The following is a 12,091-nucleotide window of genomic DNA, read 5'->3' as shown; positions in this document are numbered from 1 at the left end:
GAGACAATTTTTTAGAAATATTGTCAATCTTTGATTTGCTTTAAGCAGTCACCCCAACGGTCATATCTCCTCTTTATCCTGATCCATTAAGTACTTTTGCTTAAGAAAGAGGGATAAAAACCGTGACCATTCCGCTTTTAGAATATGCGCCTTCTAGCCAAAATCAGCGCGTCAATGGCTATGAACTACCCAATGACGATCAGCCCCGTCGCTATTCCGTAGACGATAGCCTCTCCCCTGCCGAAATGGACACGCTGATTGAGGTGGCTTACCGCCAGATCTTCTTTCACGCCTTTGAGTGCGATCGCGATCCGGTTTTAGAATCTCAGCTCCGCAGCGGTCAAATCACGGTGCGCGGTTTTATTCGCGGCCTGTTGCTCTCTCCCACCTACCGCGATAGCTTCTACGAACTCAACAGCAACTATCGCTTTGTGGAGCAGTGCATCCGCCGGGTGTTGGGGCGCGATGTCTACAGCGATCGCGAAAAGTTGGCCTGGTCTACAACGATTGCCACCCTGGGCTATCAGGGCTTTGTGGAAACCCTGCTCAACAGCCAGGAATATCTAGAGAACTTTGGCGACAATACGGTGCCCTACCCCCGCCGCCGGGTGCTGCTGGGTCATACCCTAGGCGATCGCCCGGTTGACCTGAATCTGCCCCGCTATGATGCCTACTACCGCAGCCAGCTAGAGCAGCTCGGCAACCATTTTGACGGCGCTGATGGCTATCGCTGGAACTGGCAGCGCCCGCCCTATCCGCAGTGGGTCAGCAAGACCGGCGCGGCGATCGCCTATGGTGGCGCGGCGATTGTGGGACTGCTGGTGCTTGCGGTAGTGCTGTCCTGGTTTGGCTGGATTCAGATTTAGCCTATCGGCGCTGGGGGCATGACCTGTCGTGCCCTCACCTTTTACAGCCATAGCACTGTTGATTGTTGGCTTCAAACCCGGTTTCAACACCGTCATCCACAGCCTGTATCTGCACAACTTCGGTGAACCCTTCGAGTGCACAGACTTTCTCACCCCCACCGACAGCCTAATCCACCTCGCTCCAAGCGTTCAACGTACCCTCATAAGAGCTTCATACACTGAACCAACTAAGCTCAGAGATTATGATTTCTGCTAGGTGCAAGTGTCACTTCCTCGGCTACCTGTAGGCATAATTAGGAAAAGCCCATGAGGGAGACGGTGAATGAGCACGAAGCAAGAGCTTCAAAACAAGCTAAAAGTCGAGTTTGGCATCAATAAGAATATCAGTGAATCCTTGAGCACAGAGGAATGCAATCAACTCTGGCAAGTGCTACAAGCTGAGACCAGCGTTGCCAAACTGGCTGAATCTTTCATCGCCAAGAACACAGAGCTAAGTAAAAATAATCGCTATTTCGGTCTGCAGCGAAAGCAATTAGAGAAAAAGCTGAAATCTCTGCACTCAGAACAAAAGCAGCTTCAGCAGCAAATCGCAGTATTAGAGCGATCTAATGCATCATCACGCTATCGCAAGAAAAACTTATCAGTAGAACAGCAAAAGCTCGAAGCGCAAATCGAACAGCTAAATTCTAAAAATCAGATTTTGTCCAGCCAAGTGCAAACTCTAACGACAAAAAATGACGAACTGGTTGACGCCAACGAAGTTTTGAAACAAGACAATAAGGACCTGAAAAATATTGTCGATCAGATTCGTCTCAGACTTGCTCGCGACACTCAATCTCTACTGGATTACGAAGACAGCGAAATTCGTAAAGCTTTGATCCGCCTGTTTCGCTGGACATTGGGGTAACGCACTATGACCAGCTCTACGTCGCGCAGCCGCAGCTTCAACGGCATGGACTATCGCTCAGTCCAGCGCACCAATACTCAGCGCAAAAATCAGCTTGCCAAAGCCGAGCAGGCCGAACTCAAGCAAAAAGGCTATAAAAACGTCGGCTGGGACAACGTAATCAAGCTTTACCGAAGGCTAGAACTTTTACTAGCTGCAAAAGAGGACGAGCCAAGTTTAGAAGACCTATTTCTGCAAGCCGATCGTATTGGGCACAAGTATCAAACTGCAGAAGAAATTCAGACTTTCAACCAGCAGCTTACGCAAGCAGTGAATACTATTGCCGATACTGTAGATCGACAGTTTCCGGAAGAAGACACTGAAATGATTGACTATCGCCCTAGATCCCGTTCTGCTGTTAAGAAAAACTCCGGTCTAAAAAAGCGTCGCTGAACTATCTAATTGATGCCTAATTGATATTGACTATGAACCTAGACAACCACAGCTTAGAAGAACTTTTTCAGCGAGCTGATGAGATTGGTCGCAAGCGATATCATCGGCTTACCCAGGAGGATTTTGAGGAGTATCAAAAGTTTAACCACTGGCGCTATATCAATGGCGATCGCAACTGCGGCACTACCCCCGAAAGTCAGCAGTGGGCCAGAGATAACTCCGACTGGGCCTGTCCTGTCTGTAACCGGAGGTTTGCCGATGTTGGCGGGCGCACTATCGACCACAAACTGCCCCGTGCCCAGTACCCTTGGCTAGCCCTCAACTTTCAAAATCTTTGGGTCATCTGCCACACCTGCAATCAGGAAAAAGGTGAAATGCACTGGTACGAATACGAGCATTACACTTTTCTCCATTACCGCGATCGCTACCAAGACATTCAGCTTTTCCGCCCCAGATACCTGCTCAAATCTCTGCGATCTGCTGCCAGCCAGCGCCGACTCTGAATTAGCCCTTCTACAATGGGAAAATGTTGAAATTTCAACCCATCCCATTCACGATTGTCTGATTCCGACATGGCTTTCTCTTCTGTCACGCGATCGCTAGGCCGCTCCCAGCTCGCCGCCGAACTCCTCGCCAAACTTAACCAGCAGCAATCTCTCAGCCTCAACGGCGTTGCTCGCCTGCCTAAAGGACTTGTCGCCTCAGCCTTAGCCCAGCAGCAGCAGTCGCCCCTGCTGATCATCACCGCCACATTAGAAGAAGCCGGACGCTGGGCCACCCAGCTAGAAGCGATGGGCTGGTCTACGCTGCACTTTTACCCTACCTCCGAGTCCTCTCCTTACGAGCCGTTTGACCAGGAATCCGAAATGACCTGGGGCCAGATGCAGGTGCTAGCCGATCTGGTGAAAGGCAGCGTCGGCAACGGCCTAGCCGCCACCGCGATCGTTACGACCGAGCGAGCCTTACAGCCCTATCTGCCGCCGGTAGAAGTGTTTAAGGACTACTGCGTCAACCTCCAGCTTGGCATGGAGATTAACCTGAAGCAGCTTGCCGCTCAGCTAGCGCGGTTGGGTTACGAGAAGGTCGCCACCGTCGAAATGGAAGGCCAGTGGAGCCAGCGCGGCGACATCATCGACATTTTTCCGGTGGCCTCTGAGCTGCCCGTGCGGGTGGAGCTGTTTGGCGACGAGCTGGAGCGTTTGCGGGAGTTTGACCCTACTACCCAGCGCTCCCTCGACAAAATTGAGCAGCTTGTCCTCACCGCCACCCACTTCACGCCTATGGTGGTTGAGGCGTTGCGGCAAGCCGAACTGCTACCCCAGCTCCTACCCCCTGAGTCCCTAGAAGCCTTAGAAAACGGGCAGACCGTTGAAGGGATGCGGCGCTTTCTGGGGCTTGCCTTTGCTCATCCCGCCTCGCTGCTAGACTACCTGCCAGCAAGTACCCTGATTGCCGTTGATGAGCTAGAGCAGTGTCAGGCCCATAGCGATCGCTGGTTTGAGCATGTGGAAGAACAGTTTGAGGAATTTGTTGAGATAGGGGGAGACACGGGGACGCAGGGACGCGGAGGGACAGGAGATGGGGAAGATGAAGAAGGTGGGGAAAATGGGGGAGTCAATGGGCTAGCTGAAGGACAGCGGCGATCGCTGCGAATTCATCGGTCGTTTGAGCAGGCGGCAGCGGAAATTGAATGCTTTCAGCGGCTTTACCTATCCGAGATTGCGGAGGAAGGAAACGGACTAAACTTAGCAAGTCGTCCGATTCCGGCGGTGCCGCACCAGTTTGGCAAGCTGGCAGAAACTCTGAGACAGGAGCGCGATCGCGGCTTTGCTGTTTGGCTGGTGTCGGCCCAGCCCTCGCGATCAGTGGCCTTGCTGCAGGAACATGACTGTCCGGCCCAGTTTGTGCCCAATCCCAAAGACTATCCGGCGATTGACAAGCTACAGATTCAAAAAACGCCGGTGGCAGTGAAATACTCCGGCTTGGCGGAGCTAGAGGGCTTTGTGCTGCCCACGTTTCGCATTGCTGTCGTCACTGACCGGGAATTTTTCGGCCAGCATACCCTAGCCACAGCGGGCTACGTGCGCAAGCGCCGTCGGGCGACCTCGAAGCAGGTCGATCCTAACAAGATGCAGCCAGGCGACTACGTGGTGCATCGCAGCCACGGCATTGGCCGCTTTCTGAAGCTGGAGAGCCTGTCGGTCAATCAGGAAACCCGCGAGTATCTGGTAATTCAGTATGCTGATGGCCTGCTGCGGGTAGCGGCAGATCAGGTAGGCACGCTGTCCCGCTACCGGGTGGCGGCGGGCAAAGCGCCTGAGCTGAACAAAATGACGGGTAAGGCTTGGGAAAAGACCAAGGGCAAAGTCCGCAAAGCGATCAAAAAAGTAGCGGTGGATTTGCTGAAGCTCTACGCCCAGCGATCGCAGCTTGAAGGCTTTTCTTACCCGTTAGATATGCCCTGGCAGCAGGAGCTAGAGGATTCTTTTCCCTATCAGCCCACTCCCGACCAGCTCAAAGCGACTCAGGACGTCAAGCGGGACATGGAAAGCCTGCGGCCAATGGATCGCCTGGTCTGCGGCGATGTCGGCTTCGGCAAAACCGAGGTCGCCATTCGGGCCATTTTTAAGGCGGTGACGGCAGGCAAGCAGGTGGCAATGCTGGCCCCGACGACGATTCTGACTCAGCAGCACTACCACACAATTAAAGAGCGCTTCGCCCCCTACCCAATTCAGGTGGGCCTGCTCAATCGCTTCCGCACTGCCGAGGAGCGCAAAAATATCCAGCAGCGCTTAGCCACAGGTGAACTAGACGTGGTGGTGGGAACTCATCAGCTCTTAGGTAAAGCGGTGAAGTTCAAAGATTTGGGCCTGCTGGTCGTAGACGAAGAACAGCGCTTTGGCGTCAACCAGAAGGAAAAAATCAAGGCACTAAAGACCCAGGTAGACGTACTCACCCTTAGCGCTACCCCCATTCCCCGCACTCTTTACATGGCCCTTTCCGGCGTGCGGGAAATGAGCTTGATCACCACGCCGCCCCCCTCCCGCCGACCCATCAAAACCCACCTAGCGCCTTACAATCCGGAAACGGTACGCTCTGCCATCCGCCAAGAACTCGATCGCGGCGGCCAGATCTTTTACGTGGTGCCCCGCGTCGAGGGGATCGAAGAAATCTCAGGGCGGCTGCGGGAGATGCTGCCGGGGGTGCGGCTGGCGATCGCTCACGGTCAGATGCCAGAGGGAGAGCTAGAGTCCACCATGCTCACCTTCAGCAACGGCGAAGCGGATATTCTGCTCTGCACCACCATTATTGAGTCAGGACTGGATATCCCTCGCGTTAACACCATCTTGATCGAAGATTCACACCGTTTCGGCCTGTCCCAGCTCTATCAGCTCCGGGGTCGGGTAGGGCGATCGGGGATTCAGGCCCATGCCTGGCTGTTCTACCCCCGGCAAAGCAAGCTGACGGATAAAGCGAGGCAGCGGCTACGAGCGATTCAGGAGTTTGCTCAGCTTGGCTCTGGCTACCAGCTCGCCATGCGGGATATGGAAATTCGCGGCGTGGGCAACCTCCTGGGGGCAGAGCAGTCCGGCCAGATGGACGCCATCGGCTTTGACCTCTACATGGACATGCTGGAAGAGGAGATTGCTGAGATTCGCGGTCAGGAAATTCCTCAGGTGGAAGATACCCAGGTGGATCTCAACGTCACCGCCTTCATTCCGGCCAGCTACATCGCTGACCTGGACCAAAAGATGAGCACCTACCGCACCCTCGCTGCTGCCGAAAGCCGCCGCGAACTGACTCAGCTCGCCGCCGATTTAAGCGATCGCTATGGCCCGATTCCCCATGCTACCGAGCAGCTCATTCGCATGTTAGAGCTGAAGCAAGTGGCCAAGCAGCTTGGTTTTTCTCGCATCCGCCCCGAAGGCAAGCAGCACGTAATGATGGAAACTCCAATGGAAGAACCCGCCTGGAAACTGCTACAGGAAAAGCTGCCCAGCCATTTACAGAGCCGCTTTGTCTACACGCCCGGTAAGGTGACGATTCGCGGCATGGGCGTCCTCAAACCGGAAAAGCAGCTTGAAAACCTGATCGACTGGCTGCATTTAATGCAGGGAGCCTTACAGGAACCAGCTTTGGTGTAGAGCGTGCTGATACTTCTGAAACCTACCGCGCCTGAAATTGCAGCGAAGCGATCGCGCTTAGCCCTGCGCGATCGCCAGTGGAATAGCTTTTGCTAACCCGTAAGATAGGCAGAAAAGGTTGACCTACGCCCCCAGGGTAGGCGCGTTGAACTATTGTGTCTGAGTGAGGTCATCCCAGAGGGTAATGACTGCCTTGAGGTCAGACGGTAACTGCTCGATTGCTAGGTCGATATAGTCAACGCTGGCGTAGGGGGTTTGCAGACGGATTGTGGGATAGTCGGCAAAGGCGGCCTCCGTCAGGTAGCGCGTCCGGTTGAGGTTTGAGAAGCGATGCTGCTCTAGCTGGCGGCGAAAGGCGTCTACCTCTTCAGCGCTGAGGGTCGCAATCTGTTCGCGGACTGGCTGACCGCCATCAAGCGGGCGAATCTGTTCGCGGTAAAGCTGGCCGTCAGCCATCAGCACCGTCCGCTGCACCGAGCCTGCCAAATCGCCGCTGAGCTGACTTTGAAACACCACTTCTACTCCCAAATCATCATCTGGACTCAGCGATTCCTCAACAGGCATGAATGATACTAGTAAGGGCAACTGAGCGCCGCTAGCGGTCGGATTTTGGGCAATTTGCTCACCATCCTCGCTGAGATGGTAGACCCAAACCGTTTGCCCATCGCTGACCAGTGTTCTAAAGCCCGCTAGGGCAATGGCGGTGCAGGCCAGATCCGGCTGATAAACGCCGAGACAACCATCCCAGGTGGCAGACTGCACCTCCAGAACGCTCAGGCGATCAATAGGCTGATTGACTTGTTCAGCTACCGCCTGCAGGAGGCGCTGACTGGTTTCAATGGAGAAGTCACCTGTGCCGAAGTCAGGGGCAGCGGCTAGTGGTTCGAGCTTCAGCCGTGTGCCGAAGCGATCGCTGCGATAGGTCCACATTTGCTGGGCACTGGCAACTTGCACCTGCCAGCCCCGCACCTCACCCCCCCGGCAGCGTTCATTGGGGCGAGCTAGCCCCAGACACTGATCAGGCCAGGTCTGCGGGGTGGCCTCTATAATTTGCAGGCTGCTGGGAGACACGTTGAGCCGCTGGGCTAGATCTTGCTGAATGCGGCGAGTGAGTAGACGGACGGGAGACGTGTTAGCAGGCGTCTGAGTTAGCTGAATGGTAGAAGTTGGGGCGCTCTGTAGGGAAGAAGCCTGAGCGGCGATCGCGGAGCCACCTGCAACTAGAAGCACCAAGCTGGCATAAAAGCTGACAGTTCGAGGAGACACCATAAAAACCTTTTCTGTAGCGTAGGGTTGATTTCTCTAAGGTAGTCAAGGTTTGATGACGGTAGAGGTTGGTTACCAAATTTGAGACAGAACACGTGTAGGGTGGGCATGCCCACCCTACCAATTGCTAGTTGTTAGATAACGCCTGCAACTGAGTCTGCAACTCGGTAAGCTGTTTTTTAACGCAGGCGTGGGGATATGCGGTTTGAGGGTGGGGCGGCTGACCCGGTGGCTGAAAGCGAGGAATTTCATCGTAGAGACTGCCCCACTGAGCATTGACCTGACGGGCAAATTCATAGAAAAGATAGGAGTCAGCTAGGATAGCGGCCAAGATCTTTTCTAGGGCCAAGAGAGGCGCGTCGAAATGCTGGCTGACGCGGCTATCGGACTTGACCCAGGTTTGCAGCACCAGATGCAGCGCACCGGGCCGATCAACAAGATACTGATCGATAAAGAGGTTAATTTCAGCGATCGCCCGCAGCGGTCTGGGTACTAGATTCTCGCCTTTGAGAAAATCACCGCCTTCTCGACCAATGGCTTCGGCCAGAGAGAATGGGCGCTCGGCTCGGATTTCTTGCTGCAGATCGGGGCTGAGTGAGGCCGAGGAGATTGAGGAGCAGACGCGATCGCCTGTTTCTGCCTCGGCTGCTGGGTCAGGCCGCGATCGCTGCTTTCCCCAGTTCTCCAATAGCTTTTTCAGCCAGGTTAATCCAAAATGGAACACACGAGTTTGATGTCGATTACTCACGTTGCTAACGGTGATCGCTGCCGCCCACCCGCTTCTCACTCTAGACGAATTTCTGCTAAGTCTTTTTGCCACGCAGCAGTTTGACGAAAAGGTCATTGGCGATCGCCGTTCCCAGCAAAACTAAGCCACAGCCCCACAGCATTGAGGCTGTAATTGCCTCTTGCAGCACCACTGCGCCCCAGAACATGGCAAACAGCGGGATCAAATAGGCAACGGTTAAGGCTCTAGTGGAACCAATATTTTGGATCAGACGAAAGTAAAGAATGTAGGCGAAAGAGGTAGAAAGCAGGGCGAGAGCAACCACTGAAACAATCACTATAGCCGAAGGTATTTGCTGCGGGGCCGTAAACGGTAAGGCAGGCAGGAGTAGACAGGCGGCCCCAAGCTGACTGCCCGTAGCCACCACCAAAGAAGGCACACCCGCTAGGTTTTGTTTGGCGTAGGGAGCGGCGATCGCGTAGAGCAAAGAGGCAAACAGCCCAGCAGCTACCGCTAGAAAGAAGGCAGGGGTAGCGGCGATCGCGTTCCAGCCAACTAAAATCACAACCCCCACGAATCCTAAAATAAATCCCATCAGGCGCGGTGGCGTCAGCGGTTCCTTCAGCCAAATCAGCGCTACGACAGTGCCAAAGAGAGGCGCGGTCGCATTCAAAATTGCCATAAAGCCAGCGGGCAATGAAATTGACGCAAAGGCAAACAGCGAAAAAGGCACCGCCGAATTGACGCCGCCCACCACCAGCAGCGGCAGCCAGCGACGGCGGACTTCCTGGATCAAATTGAGATGGACTAGGATTGGCAGCAGCACCAAGCCCGCTAGCAATACCCGAAATTCAATCAGCCAGATCGGCCCTAATACCGGAGCCGCTATCCGCATAAATAAGAACGATCCACCCCAAACCGCTGCTAGCAGCAACAGCTCCGCTATATCTGAAAGTTTCATCAGCAGTCCTATGGTTTCATTCGATTTAGACGCTCGTGGTTGAGCAGCCACTGTTTGCGCTCAACGCCGCCGCCATAGCCCGTCAGCTTACCATTGGCCCCCACGACCCGGTGACAGGGCACGATGATGGACACCGGATTGCGACCATTGGCCAGACCCACCGCGCGAGCAGCCTGGGGCTGTCCGATTTGCTGAGCCAGTTCGCCATAGGACAGCGTAGCGCCATAGGGAATTGTTTTCAGTGTGGCCCATACCCGTTGCTGGAACGGTGTACCTTGGGGACTGAGAGGCAGGTCAAACTGGGTTAAAGCCCCTGCGAAATAGTCGCTTAGCTGCTGGCGCGCTAAGGCAAAGGGCTGGGCTGTCTCGTCTTCTATCCAGTCTTGAGCTGAAATTTGGGCGTGTTTTTCAGAGAGCATGTAGAGGCCCAGCAGCGATCGCCCATCGGAAACCAGCCGCAGAGTTTGAATTGGACTTTCATAAAAAGTGAAGTAAATCATGGCAGTGCCTCAAGTCGCAGAAATGACCGCTGAAACCGGAGCAGGCTGAACCTGAGATTTTTGGCGTTCTAAAGATTTCCATAAATGCAGGGTGGCGTAGGCCCGCCAGGGCTGCCACTGAGCCGCGATCGCCAAAATTCGTTTTGAATTCTTCTCATTTAATGCCTGTCGAATGCCTAAATCGCTGTAGGGAAAGGCGTCTGGATCGCCTAGCACCCGCATAGCGATATACTGCGCTGTCCAAGGGCCAATGCCGGGAAGGGTTTGGAGTTGCGCTACAGTTTGCTCGGTGTTGCCGCCCGGTTGCAGAGACAAGGCGCGATTGGCGATCGCCTGAGCTAGGGCCACAATTGCCTGAGCCCGGGTTTTGACAATGCCCAAGGCGGCGATCGCATCAGGATCAGCCTGCGCCAGTGTCTCGGCAGTTGGAGGCAAATGGGTCAGAGTGGCAAACGGGGCCGCTGTCGGCTCGCCAAAGTGCTGGATAAACCGATTCATTAGGGTGTTGGCCGCTTTGATACTCACCTGCTGCCCTAAAACTGTGCGCACCGCAATTTCAAAACCGTCAAAGGCTCCTGGTACCCGCAGCCCTGGATGGTTCCGCGCCAGTGCTCCCAGATGAGCGGCAATCTGCTGGGGTTCCGCCGTCAGATCAAACAGCGCTTTCACCCTGGCTAAAACGGGCAGCAACACTGGAACTAGGGAGAGGGAGAGCTTTACCCGTAGAGCTGGCTGGTCTATGACTGGCTCAACTGTCAGCCAGCCGCGATGTTGGCCTAGTCGGACGGTGCGGCAGTAGCGATCGCCCGTGACGGTTTCCACACCGGCGATCGCCCGTCCAGCTAAATAGTCTAGTAAAGCCTGCCAGTCTAAGGGCGGGCGGTAAGCTAGCTCGCAGGTAATGCTGTCTTGCAGGGGCAGATTTTTAGTCTGTCGGAGCTGACTGGGCTGGAGGCGATAGCGCTCCTGGAATAGGGCATTGAAGCGGCGTAGGCTGCTGAAGCCGCTGGCAAAGGCAATGTCTGCGATTGGCAGGGCAGTATCGGTTAAAAGCTGTTTGGCCAGCAGCAGCCGGTGGGTTTGCCGCAGTTCCATTGGGGAAACCCCGAGTTCCTGCCGGACGGCGCGGCGCAGATGCCGTTCGCTGACTCCCAACTCCTGCGCCAAGTCTTCAAATCGCTGCGTTTCCAAAGCCCCTGCCTCAATCCGCTTGACCACAGCGGCGGCGAGGCGTCCGATGGCGTCAATCCGGGCATGACCGGGGGCTAGCTCAGGCCGACACAGCAGACAGGGGCGATAGCCTGCTTGCTCAGCAGCAGCGGCGCTGGGATAGAAGCTGCAGTTTTGCCGCTGGGGGATGCGGGCGCGGCAGACGGTGCGGCAGTAAATTTTGGTGGTGGCAACGCCGACAAAGAAAACGCCGTCAAAGCGGGGATCGTGGGTCAGGACTGCCTGGTAGCAGGAATGGGCATCTAAGGCAGACATGCCAATAGAGGATTACGACCCTTTGACTCTAGCGACTCTGACCAGAACTGTCTCGCCATTTTCGGACATGGTTGTTGATTCTAAGTGTCTAAACCGCGATATAGCTGAGAAATTGGAAACGTCAGGTCAATACTTTTGAGGATGACCATATCGCCTGTCTCGTAAACTGTCGTCTCCCACCTGTTTATGGATATATGGCGACGACACTCTACATATTGACGTTCCTGCGAAATTAAAACGTAGTCTTCTAAGGATTCAAGCTGTCGGTAATCGTCAAATTTTTCGCCTAAGTCGAAGGCTTGTGTACTGGAAGAAAGGACTTCAGCAATCAATTTAGGATATCGCTTGATATAGCGGTCATCGCGATCGCGGGGATCACAGGTGACGAAAGCATCTGGATAATAATAAAACTCATCTTGGTAGCTAACTTTTACGTTGCCAGAGTAAAAACGACATTCGGAGGGGTCGCCGAAGTGATTGTCAATCAGCTTGAGAAGGTTAAACGTGATGCGATCATGGTTATCTGTCCCCCCTGCCATCGCGTAGACTAGGCCACGCCGATATTCGTGACGAATGGGGCTTTGGCGTTCGATGTTTAGATATTCTTCGGGACTGACGTAATGCGGGACGGCAATCATGAATAATGTCTTGTGGGGACAGTTTGACTGGTTTTAAATTTCCTGGTCAGCGGCTACAGTTTTCTTGACAAGACTATCAGCAGTTTCAATCAGCTCGCTACACCAGGGTTGTTATGCTGACGCTAACTGATCGTAGTGGGCTGACACGCCTCAAATGGTGCAAA

General features: G+C 54.5%; 11 protein-coding genes. 5 read left to right on the top strand and 6 right to left on the bottom strand.

Going from position 1 to position 12,091, the window contains the following annotated elements; translation table 11 throughout:
* Positions 1–122: 122 nt before the first annotated feature.
* The 5 genes from QJQ48_RS08970 (at position 123) to mfd (ending at position 6,350) form a co-directional block, all read left to right on the top strand.
* On the top strand, positions 123–866 hold the full coding sequence (locus QJQ48_RS08970; RefSeq protein ID WP_346290878.1) for a phycobilisome rod-core linker polypeptide: 744 nt from the start codon (positions 123–125) through the stop codon (positions 864–866).
* Between the two features lie 322 nt (positions 867–1,188).
* Positions 1,189–1,773 (top strand): hypothetical protein, encoded by a 585-nt coding sequence (locus QJQ48_RS08965; RefSeq protein WP_346290877.1) that lies wholly within the window; start codon positions 1,189–1,191, stop codon positions 1,771–1,773.
* A 6-nt stretch (positions 1,774–1,779) separates the two neighbouring features.
* The gene (locus QJQ48_RS08960; protein WP_346290876.1) at positions 1,780–2,205 is read left to right on the top strand and encodes a hypothetical protein; all 426 of its coding nucleotides are present in this window, start codon (positions 1,780–1,782) and stop codon (positions 2,203–2,205) included.
* 32 nt (positions 2,206–2,237) lie between these two features.
* Complete coding sequence (locus QJQ48_RS08955; protein WP_346290875.1) at positions 2,238–2,708, top strand: HNH endonuclease; 471 nt, start codon at positions 2,238–2,240, stop codon at positions 2,706–2,708.
* 69 nt (positions 2,709–2,777) lie between these two features.
* Entirely contained in the window at positions 2,778–6,350 is a 3,573-nt protein-coding gene (gene mfd, locus QJQ48_RS08950; RefSeq protein WP_346290874.1) for a transcription-repair coupling factor, read from the top strand.
* Positions 6,351–6,500: 150 nt separating this feature from the next.
* Here the strand turns inward: mfd and QJQ48_RS08945 are convergent, their stop codons facing one another.
* The 6 genes from QJQ48_RS08945 to QJQ48_RS08920 all read right to left on the bottom strand — a co-directional run bounded on the left by QJQ48_RS08945 (position 6,501) and on the right by QJQ48_RS08920 (position 11,927).
* Positions 6,501–7,619 carry a hypothetical protein gene (locus QJQ48_RS08945; protein WP_346290873.1) on the bottom strand — a complete coding sequence of 373 codons (1,119 nt, stop codon included), beginning with the start codon at positions 7,617–7,619 and terminating at the stop codon, positions 6,501–6,503.
* Positions 7,620–7,743: 124 nt separating this feature from the next.
* A complete protein-coding gene (locus QJQ48_RS08940) occupies positions 7,744–8,364 on the bottom strand; it encodes a hypothetical protein (protein WP_346290872.1) in 621 nt (206 codons plus the stop codon).
* A 55-nt stretch (positions 8,365–8,419) separates the two neighbouring features.
* Positions 8,420–9,304, bottom strand: coding sequence for a DMT family transporter (locus QJQ48_RS08935; RefSeq protein ID WP_346290871.1), 885 nt, complete (start codon positions 9,302–9,304; stop codon positions 8,420–8,422).
* Between the two features lie 8 nt (positions 9,305–9,312).
* On the bottom strand, positions 9,313–9,804 hold the full coding sequence (locus QJQ48_RS08930) for a methylated-DNA--[protein]-cysteine S-methyltransferase (protein WP_346290870.1): 492 nt from the start codon (positions 9,802–9,804) through the stop codon (positions 9,313–9,315).
* 9 nt (positions 9,805–9,813) lie between these two features.
* Positions 9,814–11,289: a DNA-3-methyladenine glycosylase 2 gene (gene alkA / locus QJQ48_RS08925; RefSeq protein ID WP_346290869.1), complete on the bottom strand. Its 1,476-nt coding sequence runs from the start codon at positions 11,287–11,289 to the stop codon at positions 9,814–9,816.
* Between the two features lie 80 nt (positions 11,290–11,369).
* Positions 11,370–11,927 (bottom strand): Uma2 family endonuclease, encoded by a 558-nt coding sequence (locus tag QJQ48_RS08920; RefSeq protein WP_346290868.1) that lies wholly within the window; start codon positions 11,925–11,927, stop codon positions 11,370–11,372.
* Positions 11,928–12,091 lie beyond the last annotated feature (164 nt).

The organism is Sphaerothrix gracilis Ecp01 (assembly GCF_030405905.1).
Classification (GTDB): Bacteria; Cyanobacteriota; Cyanobacteriia; order Phormidesmidales; family Phormidesmidaceae; genus Sphaerothrix; species Sphaerothrix gracilis.
This window is presented reverse-complemented; position numbering and strand designations above follow the sequence as displayed.